The sequence below is a fragment of the Bacteroides sp. HMSC067B03 genome (assembly GCF_001811315.1).
Lineage (GTDB): Bacteria > Bacteroidota > Bacteroidia > Bacteroidales > Bacteroidaceae > Bacteroides > Bacteroides faecis.
This window is the reverse complement of sequence record NZ_KV804364.1, coordinates 64,185-89,545: the sequence shown is the minus strand read 5'-3', so window position 1 is coordinate 89,545 and position 25,361 is coordinate 64,185. Positions and strand designations below refer to the sequence as shown.

The window sequence follows — 25,361 nt, the reverse complement described above, 5'->3', positions numbered from 1 at the left end:
ATTGAGGATTAGGCACGGATTACACGGATTTCACGGTTTTAGTGCTATGATTAATTACGTAAAACGACCGTGTTCATCCGTGTCATCCGTGCCTAAATATATTCTTTTCCGATTCAGTTTGCCTCAAATCCGTACAAATGAATTAATTTATATCCGGGTATATTGGTAATATGACAGGAGAAGTATATCTTTGTATGATTAGTTATTACACGAAATGTGAACCCAAAACTTACAGACTGTTTATGAGAAGAAATCTTGTTGGTATCATTGTTCTAATCTTGTTGTCCGTTAAAGTCGTAAATGCACAGACTGTTGCTGATTCTATAGCAATAGTGACAGCTCATTGGGAAGTGGTGACCGTAGAAAATGGAATTGTACATAAGCGGGCTTCCATCCCTTTTCTTTATCAAGGCACTCAGTCCATTAATATATTGGAGATAAATCCGAAGGCTGGCAAAAAGGTCGGTATTGCCTTTACCGGACAATTGGAGAAAATAAGCCGGATTGCCCCGAAACATCAGGCAATCGGAGCCATCAACGGTTCCTATTTCGATATGACGAAAGGAAACTCTGTCTGTTTTCTGAAGGTGGGAAGTCAGGTTGTGGACACTACTTCGTTGGATGAATTGAAGTTGCGGGTGACAGGAGCGGTTTATGAGAAGAAAGGAAAAGTGAAGCTCATTCCTTGGGACAGGCAGATCGAGAAGAACTACAAGAAAAATAAAGGTTCCGTGTTAGCTTCCGGTCCGTTGATGTTGAAAGACGGGAAGTACTATGATTGGAGTCAGTGCGATGCCAATTTTATAGAAACCAGGCATCCGCGTAGTGCTATTTGTCTGACTGAAGAAGGAAAGATTCTGTTTGTTACTGTCGATGGGCGATCTCCGGAAAATGCTGTCGGAATCAACATTCCGGAACTGGCACATCTGCTTCATGTATTGGGTGGAAAAGATGCGCTGAATCTGGATGGAGGAGGTTCTACCGCCTTATGGCTGTCCGGGGCACCGGAAGAGGGAATTGTGAACTTTCCCTGTGATAACAGAAACTATGATCATCAAGGAGAGCGTAAGGTGGCAAACTTCCTTTATGTTCATTAAGAGAGTATTCACATGGTTGCCGTTCACTTTTGGAGAGAGGAATTATATATAATATAATGTATAGGCAAGTAATTTCTATTATATAGCGGACATGATTCAGTATAAAACTTTTTTTATCACTCAGGTTTGGGCTCTCCAAAGTCAGGCACCGATGAGGAATGGTCCCGGCACCGGGGAAGGCCCCCTCCGGCACCGATGAGGAGTATCCCCGGCACCGGGGAACTTATTTCTTTCAGTTTTTCTTCTTGCGTAAGTCTTTTCCTTCAAATTTGCAGATTGCTTCTATCCAATCTTCGGTTAGCGGCATCGATTCATGTTTTTCCAGGTCGAAAGTAACCATGATCGATTGGCAGACACATTTGACTTCCTGCGTTTTCGTGTCAATCACCCGTTGGATGAGATGAAAGCTTTTTGTTCCAATTTCAGAAACGGCGGTTTGTACAGCGATATGATCAGATGCGAAAATCTGCTTTACAAAGTTGGCTTCGATATGAACAACGACTATGCCGATCTTTTCCCAGTCCACTCCCGGACATACAGAAGCAAAGTATTCAGTCTTCCCCAAATCATAGAAAGAAAAGTAAACGGTATTGTTGACGTGGCCGAATTTGTCTACGTCGTTGAAGCGCAACTGGATAGGCAGTACATGATGAAATACGATTTCTTCCATTGTTTTCCCTTAATCTTTTTTATTTCGATGCAAAAGTAGTACTTTTGCGTGTTATTCTCAACAGAAATAGTTCAAGAAATGATAGAAGATATTAAAAAAGCCTGTCAGGTGATGAATGAAGGAGGTGTTATCCTTTATCCCACCGATACCGTATGGGGTATAGGCTGCGACGCTACTAACGAAGAGGCTGTACGCCGGGTGTATGAGATAAAAAAACGTGCCGATAGTAAGGCTATGCTGGTACTGGTGGACTCTCCCGTGAAGGTGGATTTTTATGTACAGGATGTTCCTGATGTGGCATGGGATCTGATAGAAGTAGCCGACAAACCATTGACTATTATTTATTCCGGTGCGCGAAATCTGGCTCCGAACCTGTTGGCAGAGGATGGCAGCGTAGGTATCCGGGTGACCAATGAAGATTTTTCCAGACGACTTTGTCAGCAATTCCGTAAGGCGGTTGTTTCTACTTCCGCCAATATCAGCGGAGAGCCGGGGGCAGCCAACTTTAGTGAGATCAGCGACGAAGTCAAGGCGGCGGTTGATTATATTGTCGGTTTCCGGCAGGATGATATGAGCCGTCCAAAGCCCTCGAGTATTATAAAGTTAGACAAAGGCGGAGTGATCAAGATAATTCGTGAATAAATGAAGAGAGAGGAGAAACTGAGCTTGTTACAGCGTTGTATCAGATGGCGGGAAGCCAATATCAAGGAAAAGCAGTTTATCCTTATATTAAGTTTCCTGGTCGGAATCTTCACTGCGATTGCTGCTTTATTTTTGAAGTTCCTTATTCATCAGATACAAAATTTTCTGACTGACAACTTTAATGCGACATCAGCCAACTACTTGTATTTGGTATATCCGGTAATCGGTATTTTTCTGGCCGGATGGTTTGTGCGCAATATTGTGAAGGATGACATCAGCCATGGAGTTACCAAAATTCTATATGCGATATCGCGTCGTCAAGGACGCATCAAACGGCATAATATCTGGTCGTCTACGATTGCCAGTGCTATCACGATCGGCTTCGGTGGATCGGTTGGAGCGGAGGCCCCGATTGTTTTAACAGGATCTGCCATCGGTTCCAATCTGGGAAGTGTTTTCAAGATGGAACACCGTACGCTGATGTTGCTAGTCGGTTGTGGTGCGGCAGGTGCAATTGCAGGTATCTTTAAGGCTCCGATTGCCGGACTTGTATTTACGTTGGAAGTACTGATGATCGACCTCACGATGTCATCTCTGCTTCCTTTGCTGATTTCCGCCGTAACGGCGGCAACCGTTTCTTATATCACGACCGGGACAGAAGCCATGTTCAAATTCAACCTCGACCAGGCTTTCGAACTGGAACGTATCCCTTATGTGATTCTGCTGGGTATTTTCTGCGGATTGATTTCTCTCTATTTCACACGGGCAATGAACTCTATAGAAGGGGTATTCGGGAAACTCAAGAACCCCTACCAGAAGCTAGCTTTTGGTGGTGTGATGCTAAGTGTGCTGATCTTCCTTTTCCCTCCGCTCTATGGCGAAGGTTATGATACGATCAATCTTTTGTTGAACGGAACTTCAGCAGCGGAATGGGATACGGTCATGAACAACTCTATGTTCTACGGCTATAGTAATCTGTTGCAGGTTTATCTGATGCTGATTATTTTACTGAAAGTGTTTGCTTCCAGTGCGACGAACGGTGGCGGTGGTTGCGGTGGTATTTTCGCACCTTCGCTTTATCTGGGCTGTATTGCCGGATTCGTATTTTCCCATTTCAGTAATGACTTAGCCTTTTCTGCTTATCTGCCCGAAAAGAATTTCGCATTGATGGGAATGGCGGGTGTTATGAGTGGAGTCATGCATGCTCCGTTGACAGGTGTATTCCTGATTGCCGAACTGACCGGAGGTTATGACCTGTTTCTTCCCTTGATGATTGTATCTGTCAGTTCCTATCTGACGATTATTGCTTTCGAGCCTCATAGTATCTATTCGATGCGTCTGGCCAAGAGAGGGCAGCTCCTCACACATCATAAGGATAAGGCGGTATTGACCTTGATGAAAATGGAGAATGTGGTGGAAAAAGACTTCGTGGTAGTGCATCCGGAAATGGATTTGGGAGAGTTGGTGAAAGCCATTGCCGCTTCCCATCGTAACGTGTTTCCGGTGACGGATAAAAAGACCGGTGAATTGTTGGGAATTGTCCTGCTCGATGATATCCGCAACATCATGTTCCGGCAAGAACTTTATCATCGCTTTACTGTTAATAAATTAATGACATCTGCTCCTGCCAAGATATTCGATACGGATGGAATGGAGCAAGTGATGCAGACATTTGATGATACCAAAGCATGGAATCTTCCGGTTGTCGATGAGGAAGGGCGCTATCAGGGATTTGTCTCCAAATCGAAGATATTTAACTCGTACCGTCAGGTATTGGTACATTTTTCCGAAGATTAACCGCAGGTGTACATTTTCAAGTATGGATGATACGGATTAAGCTTGTTGCTCTATGTAACTTCTGACTACCGTGAAATCCGCGTCATCCGTGCCTAAATAATATACTTAAGATGATGAAGAAAGAAGATTTAAGAATCGTTTATATGGGTACTCCCGATTTTGCGGTGGAGGCCCTGCGGCAATTGGTAGAGGGCGGCTATAACGTGGTAGGCGTGATAACGATGCCCGATAAGCCAGCCGGACGCGGACATAAAATTCAATATTCTCCTGTCAAGCGATATGCACTCGAACAGAATTTGCCGTTGCTGCAGCCGGAGAAACTGAAAGATGAGGCTTTTGTGCAGGCCCTTCGTGACTGGAAAGCGGATCTTCAGATTGTGGTTGCTTTTCGTATGTTGCCGGAGGTGGTCTGGAATATGCCGCGGTTGGGTACTTTCAACCTGCACGCTTCGTTGCTTCCCCAGTATCGGGGTGCTGCTCCTATCAATTGGGCGGTTATCAACGGCGATACGGAGACTGGTATCACTACCTTCTTCCTGCAACATGAGATTGATACCGGAAAAGTGATTCAGCAGGTACGTGTACCTATTGCAGATACGGATAATGTGGAAGTGGTGCATGATAAACTGATGGTGCTTGGTGGAAAACTGGTACTTGAAACCGTAGATGCTATATTGAATGATACAGTGAAGCCGATTGCTCAGGAAGATATGGCAGTGGTAGGAGAACTTCGCCCTGCTCCAAAGATTTTTAAAGAGACTTGTCGGATTGACTGGCATTCTCCGGTGAAGAGGGTCTATGATTTCATTCGTGGACTGTCGCCTTATCCTGCTGCATGGAGTGAATTAGTCAGTCCGGAAGGAGAAGCGGTAGTAATGAAGATTTTTGAGAGCGAGAAGATTTATGAGGCACATCAGCTGGCTGTCGGAACAGTTGTGACAGATGGCAAGAAATATATAAAGGTGGCTGTGCCCGATGGATTTGTTTCTGTTCTATCTTTGCAGCTTCCCGGCAAGAAACGTCTGAAGACCGATGAATTGCTTCGTGGATTCCGCTTGTCGGATGGATATAAAATGAATTGATAGAATGAACTGACCACGGTCAAGCTAACTTAGAACTTAAAACAATAGAATGATGAAACCGATTATTTCTCCTTCCATCCTTTCTGCCGACTTTGGGTATTTGGCGAGAGACCTTGAAATGATAAACCGCAGTGAAGCGGAGTGGGTGCATATTGATATAATGGATGGGGTATTTGTTCCTAATATTTCATTTGGCTTTCCGGTACTGAAGTATGTGGCGAAGCTGACTGACAAACCGTTGGATGTACATCTGATGATTGTCAACCCGGAGAAGTTCATTCCCGAGGTAAAGGCATTGGGGGCACATACGATGAATGTCCATTATGAGGCTTGTACTCATCTGCACCGGGTGATTCAGCTAATTAAAGAAGCCGGAATGCAGCCGGCTGTAACTATAAACCCGGCAACTCCTGTTGCTTTACTTCAGGATATTATTCAGGATGTATATATGGTGCTTGTTATGAGCGTAAATCCAGGATTTGGCGGACAAAAGTTCATTGAACATTCTGTAGAGAAAGTCCGTGAACTGCGTGCCTTGATAGAACGAACAGGTTCGAAAGCATTGATTGAAGTAGATGGTGGAGTGAATCTGGAAACTGGTGCCCGCCTGGTGGAAGCAGGGGCAGATGTACTGGTAGCCGGTAATGCAGTCTTTGGAGCACCGGACCCGGAAGAAATGATTCGTCAGTTACACAGGCTGTAACGAATACATTGAATACTGCCTGTTTACATCAGTATCCTTATATACGCCTGATTATCCCGTGGATAGCAGGCGTTTTTTGTGGAGATTGGTTCTTTGATCAATCGGCGGAGCTACTTTGGAGCATTCTGGCCTTTTGTCTCTTTACCGGTCTGTCCATTGCTTTTTATTACTTGGAGCGTTATTCTCTCCGGTGGTGTTTCGGAGTTTCTGTCTTTGCTCTTTGTTTCGCAGGAGGATGGGGAAGTATCAGCTGGCAATTAAAACAAACGGTGTATGACTTTCCAGAAAAGGAAACTGTCTATCGGGTACAGTTAACGGATACTCCTGAAGCGAAAGAACGAACTTTGCTTTGTAGGGTATGGCTTGAAGGACAGCATGATTCATCATACGTATGTCCGATAGGACGGAAGGCGATTCTTTACTTACAGAAAGATTCATTGGTCACTCAATTGAAGGTGGGAGATGAACTGTTTATATCTGTCCGTATTTCTCCACCTGTCAATGGGGGGAATTTCGATGAATTTGACTATGTCCGGTATTTGATGCGGCATGGTATTAGTGGAACGGGCTATGTACCCTCTGGAAAGTGGGTGTGGTTGTCGTCATCCGCCGTGACTTCTTCTCATGCTTCCGGTTTTCTTCATTTCATCCAATATACTGCCATTTCTTATCGGGAAAAGGTGATTGACCTTTATCGAAAGCTGGGATTTGAAGGAGATGAGTTGGCTGTACTCTCTGCGCTGACTGTAGGAGAAAAAGCCGATTTGAGCGAATCTATCCGTGAAAGCTATTCTGTATCCGGTGCCAGTCATATTTTAGCTTTATCCGGTTTGCACATCGGACTTTTATATGCTTTGTTCTTTCTTCTTCTGAAACCTCTTGTACGGAGGTGGCGGGGCATCCGATATTTCCGTTCCGTGCTGCTTCTTGTCTTATTGTGGTCTTTTGCCTTTTTTACGGGACTGTCTCCATCTGTAGTCCGTTCAGTAAGTATGTTTTCAATTTTGACAATTGCTGATCTGTTTGGGGGGCGGTCATTGTCTTTGAATACACTGGCTGCTACTGCATGGGTAATGTTGCTTGGTAATCCGGCCTGGTTATTCGATATTGGTTTTCAATTATCTTTTCTCGCGGTGCTTTCTATTTTGTTGCTTCAGAAGCCTGTCGGTCGGCTGTTACCTGTGAAGAACCGAATAGGAAAATATGTATGGGGATTGATGAGCGTATCCATAGCGGCGCAAATAGGGACCGCCCCACTTGTGCTGCTTTATTTTTCCCGCTTTTCCACTCATTTCCTGCTGACTAATTTAGTGGTTATTCCTTTGGTAACCCTGGCTTTATATACTACCGTCTTTATGCTTTGTCTGACTCCGTTGCCTGCCGTTCAGTACCTTGTGGCAGAAGTAGCCAGATTCTTATTGAAAGCGCTGAATGGTTTTGTCCGATGGATTGAACAACTGCCTTATGCCTCTTTGGATGGTATCTGGGTTTATCAGTTGGAAGTACTGGGCATCTATATATTCTTTCTACTCTTCTTTTATTATTCAAAGACCCGGAGATTCCGGAACTTAGTCATTTGTCTTTCTTTCCTGTTGTGTCTGGGTATCTGTCACACAGTAATGTATGGGTATGACCGTCCTCATTCAAGCCTTGTATTTTATAATGTCCGTGGTTGTCCGGTGGTGCATTGCATCGGAGAGGACAGGCGCTCTTGGTTGAGCTATGCTGATACTTTGCCAGATAAGCATCGATTGCAGATGGTAGCTGCTAATTATTGGAGTCGTCATCAACTCCTGCCTCCGGTAGAAATTACGACTGATTGTCAGGGAGTTGATTTCTCCCGTCATCAGCAGATCGTATTTTATCACGGTTGTCGCATTTGCATGGTGACTGACAATCGTTGGCGAAACAAATCTGCCGTTTCACCGTTATCTATTAATTACATGTACTTGTGCAAAGGTTATAGTGGTCGTCTGGAAGAACTGACCAGACTTTTTTCTCCATCCTTTATCCTATTGGATGCTTCCCTCTCAGATGATCGCAAACGGCTCTTCCGGGAGGAATGTGAGAGGCTGGGTTTACATTTTCTCTCTTTGTCCGAAGAAGGTTCTGTGCGGTTTTTGCTCTAAGTACAAAGAATTATCGTACATTTGCAACTCGAAAAAGAATATGGTATGTTGACTAAAGTAATCGAACAGGCTAAAATCGACCATTTTACAAAATGGTTTGAACGCGCTGACAAAATAGTAATCGTTTCTCATGTATCGCCCGACGGCGATGCTATCGGCTCTTCACTGGGGCTTTATCACTTTCTCGATTCACAAGAGAAAACAGTAAATGTAATTGTTCCTAACGCTTTCCCCGATTTCCTGCGTTGGATGCCGGGAAGTAAGGACATCCTTTTATATGATCGCTATAAAGACTTTGCGGACAAACTGATTGCCGAAGCTGATGTGATCTGCTGTCTGGATTTTAATGCCTTAAAGCGTATTGATGACATGGCAGATGCTGTTGCTGCTTCTCCCGCGCGCAAAGTGATGATCGACCATCATCTTTATCCCGAAGAATTCTGTAAGATCACCATGTCTTATCCTAAGATATCTTCCACTTCAGAATTGATATTTCGTCTGATTTGTCGTATGGGGTACTTTAGTGATATCTCAAAGGAAGGCGCAGAATGTATCTATACCGGTATGATGACGGATACAGGTGGTTTTACCTACAATTCCAACAATCGCGAGATCTATTTTATCATCAGCGAACTCCTTTCAAAAGGGATTGATAAAGACGATATCTATCGCAAAGTGTACAATACTTATTCGGAGAGCAGATTGCGTCTGATGGGGTATGTGTTGTCAAATATGGTGGTTTACTCAGATTACAATGCCGCATTGATATCGCTGACAAAGGAAGAACAAAGTAAGTTTGACTATATAAAAGGTGATAGTGAGGGTTTTGTGAATATTCCCCTCACAATCAAAAACGTTTGTTTCTCCTGTTTCTTGCGGGAAGATACAGAGAAGCCGATGATCAAGATTTCTCTTCGTTCAGTCGGTACTTTCCCATGCAATCAGCTCGCTGCCGAATTCTTTAATGGGGGTGGTCATTTGAACGCTTCGGGCGGTGAATTTTTCGGAACGATAGAGGAGGCGAAAGCCGTTTTCGAACAGGCACTGGAGAAATATAAACCTTTGTTGACAGCCAAAAGCTAAGAATGGAAGGTTAAAAGTAGACAGAGAAAGGTTAAAAGTTACCAACTTTCAACTTTCCCCTTTCATCTTTCAATGAATTTGAGATACATTTGTGCAGAATATAGCTAAATAACAGATAATGAAGAAACTTGTATTTTTATTTCTCTCTTTGTTGGCAGCCGGAGGTATATTCCAGGCATGCGACGATTCAAAGACTTACGCTGAAATGTTGGAGGACGAAAAGAATGCGGTGAATAAATTCATCAAGGATAAAGGAATCCGGATCATTTCACAGGACGAATTTGAGAAGAATGATACTGTCACCAATTTGGACCGGAATGAATATGTAGCCCTTTCCGATGGTGTATATATGCAGATTGTAGATCGTGGAAGTGCTGAAAACAAAACGGATACTTTTGCAAACAACAATGAGATTTGTGTTCGTTATATCGAGGAAGATATAATGGCACGTGACACTACTTGTTTCAATGTTTTTCTGGAAGAGTGGGGAGATGCAAATCAGCTTTATACGAATCCTGCTGTATTCCGTTATGTAGCTGAAGGCAGCTATGTGTATGGTACTTTCATTCAGATGGACTATTACTGGGCAAGCTACTACCAGTCAACAGCCGTACCTGCAGGCTGGTTGCTGGCGTTACCGTTTGTGCGCAACTATGCTCACGTACGTTTGATCGTTCCTTCCAAGGTAGGACATTCGTCAGCGCAACAATACGTCAATCCATACTATTATGATATTTGGACATTCAGCAAAGCACTGAATTAAAACACCAATATAAATCTTAGTTAAAAACCTATGACTCTAATCAAATCTATCTCTGGAATCCGCGGAACTATTGGCGGAACAGCGGGTGAGGGACTAAATCCGCTTGATATTGTAAAATTCACCTCGGCTTATGCTACTTTGATTCGTAAGACCTGCAAAGCGCAAAGCAACAAGATTGTAGTGGGACGCGACGCCCGCATCTCTGGTGAAATGGTAAAAAACGTAGTTGTTGGTACATTGATGGGAATGGGATGGGACGTTGTAGACATTGATCTGGCTTCCACTCCGACTACAGAATTAGCTGTGACGATGGAAGGTGCCTGTGGCGGTATCATCTTGACAGCCTCTCATAATCCCAAACAGTGGAATGCACTGAAACTACTCAACGAACACGGCGAATTTCTGAATGCGGAAGAAGGTAACGAAGTGCTTCGCATTGCTGAGGCTGAAGAATTCGATTATGCCGATGTAGACCACCTGGGCTCTTATCGCAAAGATCTGACTTACAATCAAAAACATATTGACAGTGTGCTGGCTCTCGACTTGGTGGATGTAGAAGCGATCAAGAAAGCTGATTTTCGTGTAGCTATCGACTGTGTGAACTCTGTAGGAGGTATTATCCTTCCGGAACTTTTAGAACGTCTGGGCGTGAAGCATGTAGAGAAACTCTATTGCGAACCCACTGGAAATTTCCAGCACAATCCTGAACCGCTTGAAAAGAACTTGGGTGATATCATGAACCTGATGAAAGGTGGAAAAGCCGATGTTGCTTTTGTGGTAGATCCGGATGTTGACCGTCTGGCTATGATTTGCGAGAACGGTGTCATGTATGGTGAAGAATATACATTGGTGACTGTAGCCGATTATGTATTGAAGCATACTCCGGGTAATACGGTCTCTAATTTGAGTTCTACCCGTGCGTTGCGCGATGTAACTCGCAAATATGGAATGGAATATAGCGCTTCAGCTGTAGGAGAAGTAAATGTAGTAACCAAGATGAAAGCTACAAATGCCGTAATCGGTGGTGAAGGAAACGGTGGAGTAATCTATCCGGCCAGCCATTACGGACGTGATGCTTTGGTAGGTATCGCTTTATTCCTCAGCCATCTGGCTCATGAAGGAAAGAAAGTGAGCGAACTTCGCGCTACTTATCCTCCTTACTTCATCGCCAAGAACCGTGTAGACCTGACTCCGGAGATTGATGTAGATGCTATTCTGGCTAAAGTAAAGGAAATCTATAAGAACGAAGAAATCAATGATATCGACGGTGTAAAGATTGACTTTGCGGATAAATGGGTACATCTGCGTAAGAGTAATACGGAACCGATTATTCGTGTGTATAGCGAGGCTTCCACAATGGAGGCTGCTGAGGAGATCGGACAGAAGATTATGGATGTAATCAATGAACTAGCCAAGTAGACAACGATTTATTTGTTGTGAAGATATAGAGAAGGGAGAGCTTATTTATAAGTTCTCCTTTTTTATGGTCTCCTGTTCCGTTTTAACTGTTAATATAGGAGTTGTCTTGGCGAAGACAGAAGAAAGTTTTGGAAATCTGCGACTGAAAATATACCTTTGTCACATTATACATCTGTTTAGTTATCAATATGCTATGAAAAAATACTTACTCCTGATCTTTGTTATATTGATTCATTCATTTGCTGTCTTGGCTGATAATGTAAAGGATACTTATCTTTTCCGCAAGGTGGATTATCAGTTAGGGTTATCTAATAGTGCTGTATTGTCCCTTTTTCAAGATAATGAGGGGTTGATGTGGTTTGGTACTTACGATGGTGTAAACTGTTACGACGGGAAAAGTATGGAAGTCTTTCGTTCGGACTTTTCGGAACAAAAGACTTTGAGCAATAATGTCATTCATTCTATCCAGCAGGCTGACAGTAGTTGCTTGTGGATTACCACTCATTTAGGTGCCAACCGTTTCTCCAAAGATTCGCGTCAAGTGATTTGTAACTATGAGTTCGGCGGTGATTTTGTAATTCACTCCAATCCGAAGGGGAATACCTGGGCTTTGGGGTATGGATGGATTTCCTATTATAATACCCATCATCGTCGTTTTGTCAATGTGCCGATGCCGGACATTCATATGCTGAAGGTAGATACCCGTGCTTTTGTGACGGATGAGGGCGAGTTATATCTTTTCCCTTATCAGAGCGGCGATCTTTACCGTTTTTCTTTGAGTTCTTTTGATCAGGATACGTTGAGTACCCGGCTTGATGTCACCCCTTCCCGTTTCCACTCGAAAACGATAGAATACGTCTGTTACCAGAACGGCGTATTCTGCTTCTATGATTCCGATAAGGATTTATTTGTATATGATATCTCCAGAAAGTCGAAGATATATATACGTAACATTGGCGATATGGTGCGGAAGTATGGGACAATTTCCGGTATTGTACCTTTCCATGAAGATATTATGGTTGCTTTCCAGACAAATGGGCTGATACGTCTGCGCATGTCACAGAAATATGCCGAAGAAGTAGTCAATCGTAATATACGGATTTTTGCCATCTATAATGATCCCCGACAGGGAGTATTGTGGATAGGGTCTGACGGACAAGGAGCAATTATGTATTCAAGGAAATACTCCATTGCTACCAATGTGATGCTGAATAGTCTGTCACCGAATCTGAGTCGGCAGGTAAGATCTGTTTTGACCGATAAGTATGGAGGGCTTTGGTTTGGCACCAAAGGGGACGGGCTGTTGCACATCCGGAATTATCGCGATGGTGTACAGGTTGCCAATGCAGAAATTTATTCACCTGATGGCAAGCAGAATGTGTCTTCTTATGTCAAACTGGATCGGGAATTTCAAGTGTATGCCATGACGGAAAGCCGTTATATGAATGGATTTTGGATAGGTACTGGTTCATCATCGGGGCTATGTTATTATTCTTTTGACGATGGACGATTGCATGAACTTACGTTGGAAAAGACACAGGAGATAGATGAGGTACATTCTATATTTGAAGCGAATGATACTACATTATATGTAGCTTCATCAGGAAGTGGCTTTTGTAAAGTGATACTTGATAAAGGTAAACCGGGAGATATTCGGATAAAGTCGAGCAAGCATTATCGTTTCTTCTATGAGCAGCAGGAACTCAATCTTTTTTATAGTATGGTATCCGAAGGTGACTCCTTATTGTGGCTAGGCAGTCGGCAGCGGGGATTGATACGCTTCAACAGAGAGACGGATGAGTATCAGATTTACTCATTGAATGAAATGTTGCATAAGTCGGTTGATGATATTCTCTGTCTGCATTGGTATAAAAAAGATCAATTATATGTAGGTACTACCTCCGGTTTGGTGCGTGTCACCTTTAGAGGACGCAAGCTTGAAGCGGACTATATCGGACGCGAACATGGATTGCTTAATGACATGATTCATAGTATTCTCGAAGATGATAACGGATTACTCTGGCTGGGGACTAACCGGGGGCTTATCAAGTTCAATCCGGATAATTCATTCTCGCATGCTTATTATTATAGTGGCGGCATACAGATCGGAGAGTTCAGTGATGATGCCTATTATCATTGTCCCTATACCGGTAACCTTTTCTTCGGAGGAATCGATGGATTGCTTTATTTGGATAAGAAAGTTTCTGCGGTCCCCGAATATTATCCGGAAATATTGTTGCGTAAGTTAGTGATTGAGAAGACATCTGTCAATCTGCAGGACCACTATTTGCCCGACAGGAAAGGTCTGGAAATGAAAGGTGCGAAGGTGTCTTTCTCCCTTTTCTTTGTGGTGCCCGATTATGCCAGTGGCGGTGACGTGGAATACTCATACATACTTGAGGGATATGACAAGGATTGGGGAGCTTTCAGCAGTGTCAACGAAGCATCCTATTTTAATGTTCCCTCCGGGCACTATCTCTTTAAGGTACGATACAAGAAAGATGTATTTGCTACGGAATACAAAACCTTTTCCATTCCGGTTTACATTCTGCCGCCCTGGTATCTGACGGTGTATGCATATATTATTTATTTGCTGCTGGGGCTTGTATTGACGATCTATGTGATTCACTTGTTCCGCAAGTATTTCCGTCACGAACGGGTGTTGCAGGAATTACTGGAAACGGAGCACCGTAACACTTCTCTGGTGGCAGACAGTTATAAAGAACGTGAAGTACTCGACAATTGTACTCTTATTTATCAGGCATGCGACCGGTTGAATGACAAGAGTCTTTCACCGGTTGAGCATACTGCGAAAGTAAATCAGATTCGTGAATCCGTCATGGCATTGCTTTTTGGCGTTGGTGTCGGAGATGAGTGCTTCCGCCTGTTGTCCTCGTTGCAATTTTCTGTTACGGGCCGGCTGTATATGTTGAAATTGGCGGAAGAAGTACATCGTGTACTGGAAAAGGAAGGTTACCATATGTCTCTCATTCGTCTGGATATCCCGGACAGTTTTACTTTTCTTGCCTATAAAAACGCATTACGCTGTATTCTTTATTTTAGTTACCTCTATATAGCCAGCCGGAACGGGGCGGAAGTGTCTCTGACCGCAAAAGAGGAAGATAACAGAATGCTGCTGTCGTTTTTTTCCTCCGACCATACGGTAAAGGGATTGTATGATGTACTATCCGATCAGGAACCTTTGCCCGTAAAAGGAAAAGATTCGGATGACCAGTTCCGTATCAGGACGATGCAGCGTTTCGTCTTTTCGGCATTGAAACAGCAAAACTGCACTCTCTTTTATGCCACTGATGCAGAGCAGGTGAACAGGCTGACCATTACTTTTGATCCGGCTGCTATCGCAGAGCAGAACGAAACTCGTCAAACGGTTTTATTACTGGAAGACAGAGAGGAGATGATTTGGCTGATAAGCGGACTACTATCCGATGAGTATGAAGTACGTCCGGTGAGAAGTATACAAGCGGCATTTGATGAGATGCATACTTCAGCTCCGGCATTGTTTCTGGTAGATATGCTGATGTATACCGATGCGGAGAGCACTTTCATGAAATACATCAATAAGAATCGTTCAATGCTTTCAAAGACTGCATTTATTCCGATGCTGACCTGGAAAGTCAGTACGTCTATGCAACGCGAACTGATTTTGTGGGCAGATTCCTATCTTGTCCTTCCTTATGACATACCCTTCCTGAAAGAAACTATTCATAAAACATTCTATGGGAAGCGGGAAGCCAGACAGGTATATCTGGAAGAGCTGGAGGGCTGGAGCAATTCCATTGTCTGTACTACTGCTGAGCAAGCAGATTTTGTTCGGAAATTCCTGCAGGTGGTAGAGCAGAATCTGGATCGCGAAGATTTGGGATCTACTTTTGTAGCGGAGCAGATGTTGATGAGTCCCCGTCAGTTTTACCGTAAACTGAAGGAGATATCAGGAATGTCTCCAAGTGATCTGATTAAAGACTATCGGATGGAAAAGGCTGCCAGGTTATTGCGTGATGAAGCGTTGTCGATACAGGAAGTCATTGCTGATGTCGGTATTTCCAGCCGTGCTTATTTCTATAAGGAATTTACCCGTAAGTTCGGCATGACTCCGAAAGTGTACAGAGAAAAAACTCTGGAGAATGACGGACGTAAGGGCCGGGAATGAGGAATAAGACCGGACCGGCAGTCGGGTACAGGCTGTCGGTAAAGACTCAATTCTATGCTGGACTATGCTGTTTGTCATGGAAAACGCCCTTGTACTCTCTTTTTCAAAAGGACTATCTATATTGTTGATATATAGAGTGCTATGCTGTACTCTGTTTTACCATTTGTACTTTAAACAGACATTCTTTTTCCTCCCTGCTTTTTGGCGTACAAGAGTATTCGGTTTCCTCGTCTATTCCTTTAATTTGCATCAACGTGATAAACGTATTTGATAACCTTATTAATTAATTAAAAACAAGTAGTATGAATTTGTTTGAAATGAAAAAACATCGCATCAGGTCATTATGGCTACTGCTATTGTTACTTACGTGTAGCGTAACAGTATGGGCGCAAGGAAGTTCCGTCACAGGCCGTGTCTCTGATGAAAAAGGAGAACTGCTCATAGGGGTGAGTGTTCAGGAAAAAGGTACAACGAATGGTACCATTACCGATATGAACGGTCAGTATACCTTGAAGCTTTCAACAGGGAATCCTATTCTGCTCATATCTTATATAGGATATAAGCCGCAAGAGGTAAAGGTAGCAAAGCAAAAAATCGTAGATGTTGTTTTGGCGGAAGATGTGTCGTCACTGGATGAAGTGGTAGTAGTGGGTTATGGCAATCAGCGTAAAGTATCCGTGGTAGGCGCTCAGTCTACGATGGATGTGAAGGACATTAAGATGCCTGCTGCAAGTCTGTCTTCTGCTATTTCCGGACGCATTGCCGGGGTAGTTGCCGTTCAGCGTAGCGGCGAACCCGGTCACGATGAATCGGATATATGGATTCGTGGCTTATCTTCCTTGCTCGGGCAGAGTTCCAGTCCGCTTGTACTCGTTGATGGGGTAGAACGTAGTTTCAACAATATCGACCCTGAAGATATCGAATCGTTTACAGTGCTGAAAGATGCCTCCGCCACTGCAGTATATGGTGTACGTGGTGCCAACGGAGTCGTGATCGTGAAAACCAAACCCGGTAAAGTAGGCAAACCGCAGTTTAGTGTGGACTATTACGAAAGTTTTACCCGTCTGACCAAGAAGGTAGATATGGCAGATGCCTACACTTACATGGATGCACGTAACGAGGCGCAGATGAATACAAGCGGTACACTTAAATACTCGGCTGCTTATATCGAAGCGACAAAGAAGTCCAACGGTTTATTGCCGAATGACAATCCCCGTTTGTATAATCCTTACCTGTATCCGGCCATCGACTGGGCAGATAACCTGTTCAACGACTGGGGACACAACCGTCGCGGGAATATTAATATCCGTGGGGGTGTGCCTAATGCAAACTACTATGCTTCATTGAGTTACTATGGAGAAACCGGTATGACCCGCAACTTCAAGCTGGAGAACTACAATACTCAGATGAAGTACGACCGTTATAACTTCACCTCCAACCTGAATCTGAAGCCGACTTCCAAAACGACGGTTGATCTGGGTTTTTCCGGTTATCTGGGACAGGGACATTATCCGCAGAGCAGTACCAGCTCACTGTACGCAGCCTGTATGGATGTGAATCCGGTTATTTATCCTTTGTTGCTGCCCAACGGTACCGTGTCCGGTATCAACTCACAGCAAAAGTTCAACCCTTACGGTCTGCTGGCTCGCGGAGGTTATTATGATGAATTTTCCAGCCAGTTAAATTCTAATATCCGCGTGAAGCAGGACTTGGATTTCTGGAAGTGGAGCAAAGGACTTTCCGCTTCTGCGATGGTAGCTTTCGATACTTACAATTCACGTAAGAGAAAGTATAACCGGAACGAACCGATGTACACCTTTGCCGGTAAAACGGACGAAAACGGAATCTGGATAGAAGACACCTTGTTTGATGAAGAAACAGGCGATTACCTCTACTCGGTGCTGAAAGAAGCGGACGGCAGCCTGTCACTCCAGACACCGGAGCAATGGAGCAGCCGCACGGTATATACGGAAGCATCCTTGAATTATGACCGTAGTTTCGGTGCTCATCGGGTAGGAGGTCTGTTGCTTTACAATCAGAAAGTATATTGGGATTTGAATGCGACGGATGTCATTGGCGGTATGCCTTACAAGCAACGCGGTTTTGCCGGACGTGCTACTTATTCATGGAACGACCGTTACTTCGCAGAATTCAATCTCGGTATCAATGGTTCGGAGAACTTCAGCCCGGGCAAGCGTTATGGTGTCTTCCCCGCTTTTGGTCTGGGATGGGCAGTCTCCAATGAATCTTTCTGGAATCCGGTCCGCAAATACATTTCCTTCCTGAAATTCCGCTATACAGACGGATGGGTCGGCAGTGATACCGCAACAGGCAGACGCTTCATGTATCAGGGTGTGTTCACCGGTCTGACAGGAACCATGTTCGGAACCAATTATACAAGTGCCAACGGTTATGGAGAAGAAAAGTACGGTGTAAATGTCACTTGGTCTAAATCCAGAAAGCAAGACTTGGGTATCGATATCAAGTTTCTGAATGATAATCTGTCCTTTGTAGTCGATCTTTTCAAGGAACGTCGCGACAATATTTTCCTGCAACGCAGTACAATCCCCAGCTACGCCGGATGGATCGAAAACCCTTATGCTAATCTGGGTGTCGTAGAAAACAAAGGCATCGAGGTAGCGATGGACTATACACAACGGCTGGGCAAGAAGACATTCCTTACGGTACGTGGCAATCTGACTTTCAATAAAGACAAGATTATAGAGAACGACGAACCGCCGGTAGACTATCCTTGGATGGAGACACGCGGTACGAATGTAAATGCGACTTGGGGATTCATAGCCGACGGACTCTTTACTAGTCAGGCGGAGATTGAAGACCATGCCACCCAGTTCGGAACCGTACATGTAGGCGATATCAAATACCGGGACTTGAACGGAGACGGTGTGATTGACAACTATGACAAGACGGTCATCGGACGCGGTGATGTCCCCAGAATCTATTACGGATTCGGTGCCGACCTACAGATCGGAGACTTTTCTATCAGCGCCCTGTTTCAGGGAACCGGACAGGCCGACCGCTATCTGGACGGCATTTGTATCAAGCCTTTCTGGGATGACGAAGGCCGTGACAATGTCTTTGCCAACATCCACGACCGTTGGAGTCCCGACGATCCGACCAATCAGGATGTGTTCTATCCGCGCATGTATGTCGGCAGTGACGCCAACACGAACAATGTTCAGAAAAGTTCGTGGTGGGTGAAAGACGTCAGCTTCCTGCGTCTGAAGCAACTGAACATATCCTACAATATACCGAAAAAGCTGCTGGACAGATGTTTCCTCAAAAGTGCAAGCGTCTACCTCATGGGTACGAATCTGCTTACCTTCTCTAACTTCAAGCTGTGGGACCCGGAACTGAATACGAGCAACGGAACAGCTTATCCGAATGTATCCAGCTATTCGGTCGGAGTCAAGTTTAGTTTTTAACCCTAAAGTCAAATAATCGTTATGAAGAATAGAATAAAACAATACCTGTTGGCTGCATCGATGTGTGTCGGACTGACTGCTTGCAGTGATTTCTTTGAACCGATTCCCGGTGTACAGTTTGGACTGGACGAAACGTTTGCCTCCAAGCAAAGGACGGAAGAATATCTGAACAATGTATACAGCTACGTGCGTGAAGTGACAGATGCCATTCATCCGAACACCTACGGAGGTATCTTTACGGAAGCATCGTTGGACGGAGCAAACCGCTGGAACAAAACGTATGCGGAATGGACCAACGGCTCCTTTAACTCCGCTTCAGCTCAGGCAAGTGAATACTTCTCAAAGTACTATCAGGCAATAGCCAAAGCAAGTACGTTCATCCAGAACGTAGATAAATGTACAGAAGCCGCCGCCTCTACACGTGGAAAGTGGAAATCGGAAGCACGTGCATTGCGGGCATACTATTATTTTGAATTGCTGCGCCTTTACGGTCCCATTCCGTTGATTGGCGAAGATCCCATTCCTCTGGACGCTTCATTGGAAGAGCTGATTAAAGAACGTAATTCGGTAGACGAATGCGTAAACTTCATTGCTACGGAATTGCAGAGCGCTATTGATTCCGGCGATTTGCTCCAGAGAGCCGGGAAGGCAAACCTGGGACGTATGGATGTCGCCACTTGTATGGCACTCAAGGCAAAGCTGTACCTCTATTGGGCAAGTCCGCTTTTCAACGGAAATACAGATCAGGCGTCAGTCAAGAATAAAGACGGCAAACAACTTTTCCCCCAGACCGAAGATCACTCCAAATGGACTCAGACGCGCGATGCGTATGAACGGTTTATGACCTTCGCCACCGGACAGGGATATAAGCTGACCGAAGTCTATACGAATGGAAAGCTGGACCCTTATGCTTCGTGCAGGGCTGCGGGCGAGTTTTTCACCACAACCTGGGAAGCTGTTGATGAACTGATTTTTGTGAAGCTGAGAGATTTGTACGACTATACTTACTGGGTATGTCCTAAGTTTACCGACTTCCAGGATACCGACGTGACTGGCGGCGGTGGCTATTATACAACACAGGAAACGGTAGACCTGTTCTTTACAAAAGACGGACTGACCATCGAAGAAGATCCCGGCTATGATAAATTTGAGGGTATACCGGGTGCCAACAACTTCACATCCGGAAGATATTACGATCCCAACAACCCTTCCCGTCTTTACTTTGACGCCGATAAGTCCAAAGTGCTGAAACAGTGGAAAGACCGTGAACCGCGCTTTTATGTGAATATTACCTATAGCGGCTCTATCTGGCTGAACGAAGGTAAGTACAATGAGGAAATGCGCACAGACTTCACCAACGGTGCAAACGGAACCTGCGGCAAGTCCAAAGCCTCCGGCGACTGTCCGGATTCGGGATACTTGATCCGTCGGGGTGCGAAAGCCTCCAACAACAACGGTTCGAAACACTTCTCTCCGGTACTTCGTCTGGCAGATATGTATTTGGGATATGCCGAAGCACTTTGTATGTGCAGCGATCTCGACAATGCCCTGACTTATCTGAATAAAATCCGTGTCCGTGCAGGCATTCCCGAATATACATTTACCGCAACAGCCGGCAAGATAACCTGTCCGAAGACACAGACCGACCTGCTGAACCGTATCCGCCGCGAACGTCTGGTTGAACTAGTCTTCGAATGGAACCGCTATTTCGATGTGCGTCGCTGGAAAGTGGCGGAAGGACAGAATGACCCCGAACATTGGATCTATCCGGCATATCACACCGGAGGCGAAGGAGGCAAAGTATACGGTATGAATATGGACAAGGATTATCCGGCATTCTTCGAAAGAACCTCTTTTGAGACTCGTGTGGCATTTACGAAAAAGCAATATTTCATGCCGATACCTTATGATGACCTCCGTCGTATCCCGTTGCTGGTACAAAACCTGGGATGGTAATACGATATTCGAACAATAACGCTTAAACAAGAAGATTATGAAACATTGGAAAGATATAGCTTTCGGGTTGTTTGTCTCACTGACACTGGCTGCCTGCTACGGTGAGGAAGACAGCTTCGCAACTCCTGACATCTATAAAGATTATCAGCCTGTACTGAAAGACGGGAATACCGTAGCCGGATACGCAGCTGCCCCTCTCAAAGAGGCGAAATATGATGAGGTGCTGAATGAACTTTACCTCACGTGGGACGGCAGTAACTCCGGCTGGGAAAAGAGAGATGAATATGTGGGAGTGGAAGTAGAATTCAACTCCCTGCTCTCCGGCAAAAAGATAAAGCGCGTCATGATACCGAATGTCGGTGATTTTGGCAACCTGACTGTGAAAAGGCGGGACTATGGCAACGAGCCGACCACTCTGCGTCTGAGTAAATATCGTACAGTAGTGGTTACAGACCGTTACGGTGTAGAGGAACTTCGTTTCCGCTCTATCTACAAAGATGCCGACGGTGCCCGGCAGACAAGTGACTGGACGAATCTGAGCGATCAGGCGGATAAGTATGAACTTCAAGTGGATATGAACTATGCTGCCTGGCAGTATTTTAAAACCAGCCAGGCGGCACAAGTTCAGATTTCCTTTGAGAGTGATTCGGAGATACGTCCCGTTTCTGCATTGTATAATCTGATAGGTAACGGAGACGAGGCTGCTACTCAGGAAGAGTTCCGGAAATGGTATTATATGGATTGTGCGGCCATGTCATTCGACCCCTATAATCTGGCTTTCGACCCTTACAGCAAACTGCGTGTCTTTATCAAGAAAGACCAGACCGGAGGAGCGTATGCGATAGATTATCCCACCCATAACGAAGGAAGAGGCATTGTTTATCCGGCTTCGGAAAGCAATCCGAACGATGCGTGGTGGAAATTGCCGGACATGCAGCATGTGTTTATGCACGAGATGGGACACTGCGTGCAGTGGATGCCCAAACAAGGAAAATATATCATGGAAGGTGTGCAGGATTGTGACCGGCAGGGATATCAGGAAGGATGGCCGGACGCTGTGAAAGTAGCGAGCAAAGGATATATTCTGGCTACGCAAAAAGAAGAGTATCAGGCCGCTATCGCCAAGTCTTACCGGAATCCGCAGAGTGATAAATACTTTGTCTGGCAGGTTGACTACAATACTTCCGGTGCTTTTATGAGCTGGCTGCGTCTTTATAATGGCGACTTCGTGCGTATGTTGCCGTGGACGGTGCTGATGGACGAACTGACCAACCAGTGGAGCCTGGAGGATGCAGTGAAGTATATCCTGAAGGAGAGCTATCCGGACCTTACGATGGAAGAACTCTGGAACGAATACAAGACAGAGGTGGAAGCGTTCCTGCAAAATAACTAATAGAGCAACCTTTAAAAAACAACTATGATGAAGAAAGTATTATTTGCATTAGCTGTGCTGTGCACGGGCTTTTGGAGTTGCAATACCTTGGATTTGAATGACGTGGGCTACGGAGAGGGTGACCGTCTGAAGGCTTCCTCCGTTAAAGAAATATTGTATGGCACAGCCGATGGCTGTTGGAAAGCCGACTATCAGGGACACGAGTTTTACTTCCAGTTTCATGAAGACGGAACAGTAACACTGGATTCGGACTTTCTGGAGATGGCGGTAGAAGGAAAAACATCATTCTCTGCCAAAGGTAAGGAAGTGGCACTGGATATTGAGAATTGCGATGTCCATCTGCAAAACCTGGGAAGTGAATTTGTAGATACCAAGTTTGTCGTATCAGAGATTCCGGCAGAAGGAGAGGCACCGCAGCTGAACTTATACGGTGAATCTACCGGCAATACCATTGAACTGCAGCCGACTACACAGGCATACATCGATGGTAAAGTCGCTTCAAAAGCGGACTTTACCGAACTCTTCGAGAAAAACTTATTGGATAATCAGTCCATCTGTGACGCTTCCGGCAATTTTATCGGTTATTATGGCCTGGTACTGAATGGTGTCAACGATCTTTCTGTCAAAGTAATAACGATTGAAAACAAAGATGGAAACGATGCGAACGGCCATACGCAATACTATGAATCGAAATTGACGAAAGAAGGGCAAATCTTCAAACTGGATACGCCGGTGGAACAGATTAAATCGGTGAACGGAGCCACTTATGCCTTCAAAGCCATTGACTGCACCGGTGATGCGGTGGCGGTAGACGGTATGTCAAATGTAACCCTGACCTCCAACAAGGGAGCGGTCAATGACTTCGACTATGTGACTTCCGGAGGAAAATTTACACTCGGAAAAGCGCAGGATCACGGTGCCGCTTGCGATGAAATATGGGCGGGAACAGGCGGACAGGCTACAAGCTCCGGCGGAACAATCGCCGATATAAATGCCATGAGTTATGACTACGGATGGAGTGGAAGTCCGAAACAAAGACCGCTCGTTATCTGGACATGGTGGTTTGCAAACCTCGCTTTCCCGAGCAGTGAAGAAGGAGCAAGCATCCTGATGAATAATTCCGATAAAGACCGTGTCCTATTTAAGAACATATCCGGCAGCGGACAGACCTGTGGCGGCGGTACTCTTAATGCGACGGAAGTGGCCGAGATAAATGCTTACTGTAAAGACCTTATAGATACTTGGTTCAATGAGAAAGGACTTTTTGTCGTTCGTCACGACCGTCAGAGTGCAGGAGATAAATTCTACATCTATCTTTTGTGTCCCGATACGGAAGCCACTTCGAAAGGTGGAATGTGGATGAAGTATCAGAGAGACTGAGAATGAATGTGGATAAGATAGTATAAGCTGATGATGCTGATGTACTTAACTAATTAATAATTAATAAATGAATAGATGATGAAAAGACTGTTTTTACTGATGATCCTAAGTGTAACTTCGGTGTTATGCTTGAATGCTCAAACCAAGTCGTTGCACCAACTGCAACAGGAATTCGTTGATTTACGCTGTGGTATGTTCATTCATTTCAACATGCCGACCTTCTTTAATGAGGACTGGCCGGACCCGGATGCTGCTCCCGAACTTTTCAACCCTGTCAGGATGGACTGCAAACAATGGGCAAAAGCGGCAAAATCAGCCAACATGACCTACGGATGTCTGACAACGAAACATCATAGCGGTTTCTGTATATGGGATACTAAAACGACAGATTATAGCGTAATGAGTAGCCCCTTCAAACGTGACGTGGTAAAAGAATACGCCGACGCATTCCGTGCCGAAGGGATGAAAGTGATGCTCTATTATTCGATCCTCGATACGCATGCCCGGCTGCGTCCCAAGTGTATAACTCCGCAGCATATCGAAATGATCAAGGAGCAACTTCGCGAACTGTTGACCAACTATGGTGAAATAACAGCTTTGATTATTGACGGTTGGGATGCCCCGTGGTCACGTATCTCTTACGATGACGTACCTTTTGAAGATATTTATCGTCTGGTCAAATCAATCCAGCCTAACTGTCTGGTGATGGATCTGAATGCAGCGAAATATCCTGCCGAGGCTTTGTTTTACACGGACATCAAGTCTTACGAACAAGGAGCCGGACAGCATATCTCGAAAGATACCAACCGTCTGCCTGCCTTGTCTTGCCTGCCGTTACAGCAGAACTGGTTCTGGAAAGAAAGTTTCCCGACTACCCCTGTGAAGTCTCCGGCACAAATGGTCAATGATAATATCATCCCGATGGGCAAATCCTACTGTAACTTTATCCTGAACGTAGCTCCTAACAGAGACGGCTTGATGGATGCCAACGCATTGAGAGCTCTGAAGGAAATAGGTAAACTGTGGAAGAACGATGGTCGTGTGGCAACGGTTCCTGAAGCGGATGCTCCTATTATTTCTTCCAACATTGCCAAATATCAGCCTGCCGAAGGTACATGGAGCAGTGACTATGCTATCATGGACTTTGCCAATGATGATGATTTCGGAACATGCTGGAATTCTAATCCAGAAGTGAAGGTGCCCTGGTATTCGGTGACTTTCGAGCGCGAGAAACCTTTCAATATGGTGGTTATTACGGATCGTAACAATGACCGTTTGCAGGAATACCGTCTGGAATACCGTACGGGTGGTACATGGAACCTTCTTTACGAGGGTAAGGCTCCTACCGGTCTGCGTGTGAAAATCCACCGTTTCGATACGGTTTGGGGGGATGCGGTACGAATGACTGTCTTAAATTCTAATGGTACTACTTCCATTGCAGAGTTTGGAGTATATTGTGAGAGAAGATGATGAATTTATCTTAGAGTTAAATCATTGAATTTATATAAAATCACCATCAGGTAAAGTCGTGTTTTTTGATGGTGATTTTATTTCATCCAACTCTTTATCGTACGTCTATATTTCCCTTTTTGTAGGACTTGCGTGTAGAATAATATTTGGATTTAGGCCAAAC

General features: G+C 44.8%; 16 protein-coding genes. 15 read left to right on the top strand and 1 reads right to left on the bottom strand.

What is annotated here, in order from left to right:
* Window positions 1-242 precede the first annotated feature (242 nt).
* Entirely contained in the window at window positions 243-1,097 is an 855-nt protein-coding gene (locus HMPREF2794_RS13700; RefSeq protein WP_022301952.1) for a phosphodiester glycosidase family protein, read from the top strand.
* Window positions 1,098-1,329: 232 nt separating this feature from the next.
* On the opposite strand, the gene HMPREF2794_RS13695 is transcribed toward HMPREF2794_RS13700, so the two are convergent.
* A complete protein-coding gene (locus tag HMPREF2794_RS13695) occupies window positions 1,330-1,767 on the bottom strand; it encodes an acyl-CoA thioesterase (RefSeq protein WP_070751676.1) in 438 nt (145 codons plus the stop codon).
* A 78-nt stretch (window positions 1,768-1,845) separates the two neighbouring features.
* Here HMPREF2794_RS13695 and HMPREF2794_RS13690 point away from each other — a divergent pair, with 78 nt between their 5' ends.
* The 14 genes from HMPREF2794_RS13690 (at window position 1,846) to HMPREF2794_RS13625 (ending at window position 25,198) form a co-directional block, all read left to right on the top strand.
* A complete protein-coding gene (locus tag HMPREF2794_RS13690) occupies window positions 1,846-2,409 on the top strand; it encodes an L-threonylcarbamoyladenylate synthase (RefSeq protein WP_055268530.1) in 564 nt (187 codons plus the stop codon).
* Window positions 2,410-4,206 (top strand): chloride channel protein, encoded by a 1,797-nt coding sequence (locus HMPREF2794_RS13685; RefSeq protein ID WP_022301954.1) that lies wholly within the window; start codon window positions 2,410-2,412, stop codon window positions 4,204-4,206.
* A gap of 113 nt (window positions 4,207-4,319) precedes the next feature.
* Window positions 4,320-5,288 (top strand): methionyl-tRNA formyltransferase, encoded by a 969-nt coding sequence (fmt, locus tag HMPREF2794_RS13680; RefSeq protein ID WP_055268736.1) that lies wholly within the window; start codon window positions 4,320-4,322, stop codon window positions 5,286-5,288.
* Between the two features lie 52 nt (window positions 5,289-5,340).
* Complete coding sequence (gene rpe / locus HMPREF2794_RS13675) at window positions 5,341-5,991, top strand: ribulose-phosphate 3-epimerase (RefSeq protein WP_010536564.1); 651 nt, start codon at window positions 5,341-5,343, stop codon at window positions 5,989-5,991.
* Between the two features lie 8 nt (window positions 5,992-5,999).
* Window positions 6,000-8,120: a ComEC/Rec2 family competence protein gene (locus HMPREF2794_RS13670; RefSeq protein WP_070751675.1), complete on the top strand. Its 2,121-nt coding sequence runs from the start codon at window positions 6,000-6,002 to the stop codon at window positions 8,118-8,120.
* A gap of 45 nt (window positions 8,121-8,165) precedes the next feature.
* On the top strand, window positions 8,166-9,203 hold the full coding sequence (locus tag HMPREF2794_RS13665; RefSeq protein ID WP_010536566.1) for a DHH family phosphoesterase: 1,038 nt from the start codon (window positions 8,166-8,168) through the stop codon (window positions 9,201-9,203).
* Window positions 9,204-9,321: 118 nt separating this feature from the next.
* Window positions 9,322-9,966, top strand: coding sequence for a BamK family beta-barrel-assembly machinery protein (locus tag HMPREF2794_RS13660; protein ID WP_070751674.1), 645 nt, complete (start codon window positions 9,322-9,324; stop codon window positions 9,964-9,966).
* A 30-nt stretch (window positions 9,967-9,996) separates the two neighbouring features.
* Window positions 9,997-11,385 (top strand): phosphoglucosamine mutase, encoded by a 1,389-nt coding sequence (gene glmM, locus HMPREF2794_RS13655; protein WP_022301958.1) that lies wholly within the window; start codon window positions 9,997-9,999, stop codon window positions 11,383-11,385.
* Between the two features lie 193 nt (window positions 11,386-11,578).
* Window positions 11,579-15,553: a helix-turn-helix domain-containing protein gene (locus HMPREF2794_RS13650; RefSeq protein WP_070751685.1), complete on the top strand. Its 3,975-nt coding sequence runs from the start codon at window positions 11,579-11,581 to the stop codon at window positions 15,551-15,553.
* A gap of 302 nt (window positions 15,554-15,855) precedes the next feature.
* Window positions 15,856-18,999 carry a SusC/RagA family TonB-linked outer membrane protein gene (locus tag HMPREF2794_RS13645; protein WP_083312082.1) on the top strand — a complete coding sequence of 1,048 codons (3,144 nt, stop codon included), beginning with the start codon at window positions 15,856-15,858 and terminating at the stop codon, window positions 18,997-18,999.
* Window positions 19,000-19,020: 21 nt separating this feature from the next.
* Entirely contained in the window at window positions 19,021-20,955 is a 1,935-nt protein-coding gene (locus tag HMPREF2794_RS13640) for a RagB/SusD family nutrient uptake outer membrane protein (RefSeq protein WP_070751673.1), read from the top strand.
* Window positions 20,956-20,992: 37 nt separating this feature from the next.
* Window positions 20,993-22,348, top strand: coding sequence for a basic secretory protein-like protein (locus HMPREF2794_RS13635; RefSeq protein ID WP_070751672.1), 1,356 nt, complete (start codon window positions 20,993-20,995; stop codon window positions 22,346-22,348).
* A gap of 24 nt (window positions 22,349-22,372) precedes the next feature.
* Window positions 22,373-23,728, top strand: a complete 1,356-nt coding sequence (locus HMPREF2794_RS13630) for a hypothetical protein (RefSeq protein WP_234076368.1) — start codon at window positions 22,373-22,375, stop codon at window positions 23,726-23,728.
* A 78-nt stretch (window positions 23,729-23,806) separates the two neighbouring features.
* Window positions 23,807-25,198, top strand: a complete 1,392-nt coding sequence (locus HMPREF2794_RS13625; RefSeq protein ID WP_070751682.1) for an alpha-L-fucosidase — start codon at window positions 23,807-23,809, stop codon at window positions 25,196-25,198.
* Window positions 25,199-25,361 lie beyond the last annotated feature (163 nt).

Coding starts and splice junctions, on each gene's coding strand:
- HMPREF2794_RS13700 (WP_022301952.1), top strand. CDS start 243: ATGAGAAGAAATCTTGTTGGTATCATTGTTCTAATCTTGTTGTCCGTT.
- HMPREF2794_RS13695 (WP_070751676.1), bottom strand. CDS start 1,767: ATGGAAGAAATCGTATTTCATCATGTACTGCCTATCCAGTTGCGCTTC.
- HMPREF2794_RS13690 (WP_055268530.1), top strand. CDS start 1,846: ATGATAGAAGATATTAAAAAAGCCTGTCAGGTGATGAATGAAGGAGGT.
- HMPREF2794_RS13685 (WP_022301954.1), top strand. CDS start 2,410: ATGAAGAGAGAGGAGAAACTGAGCTTGTTACAGCGTTGTATCAGATGG.
- fmt (WP_055268736.1), top strand. CDS start 4,320: ATGAAGAAAGAAGATTTAAGAATCGTTTATATGGGTACTCCCGATTTT.
- rpe (WP_010536564.1), top strand. CDS start 5,341: ATGAAACCGATTATTTCTCCTTCCATCCTTTCTGCCGACTTTGGGTAT.
- HMPREF2794_RS13665 (WP_010536566.1), top strand. CDS start 8,166: ATGTTGACTAAAGTAATCGAACAGGCTAAAATCGACCATTTTACAAAA.
- HMPREF2794_RS13660 (WP_070751674.1), top strand. CDS start 9,322: ATGAAGAAACTTGTATTTTTATTTCTCTCTTTGTTGGCAGCCGGAGGT.
- glmM (WP_022301958.1), top strand. CDS start 9,997: ATGACTCTAATCAAATCTATCTCTGGAATCCGCGGAACTATTGGCGGA.
- HMPREF2794_RS13650 (WP_070751685.1), top strand. CDS start 11,579: ATGAAAAAATACTTACTCCTGATCTTTGTTATATTGATTCATTCATTT.
- HMPREF2794_RS13645 (WP_083312082.1), top strand. CDS start 15,856: ATGAATTTGTTTGAAATGAAAAAACATCGCATCAGGTCATTATGGCTA.
- HMPREF2794_RS13640 (WP_070751673.1), top strand. CDS start 19,021: ATGAAGAATAGAATAAAACAATACCTGTTGGCTGCATCGATGTGTGTC.
- HMPREF2794_RS13635 (WP_070751672.1), top strand. CDS start 20,993: ATGAAACATTGGAAAGATATAGCTTTCGGGTTGTTTGTCTCACTGACA.
- HMPREF2794_RS13630 (WP_234076368.1), top strand. CDS start 22,373: ATGATGAAGAAAGTATTATTTGCATTAGCTGTGCTGTGCACGGGCTTT.
- HMPREF2794_RS13625 (WP_070751682.1), top strand. CDS start 23,807: ATGAAAAGACTGTTTTTACTGATGATCCTAAGTGTAACTTCGGTGTTA.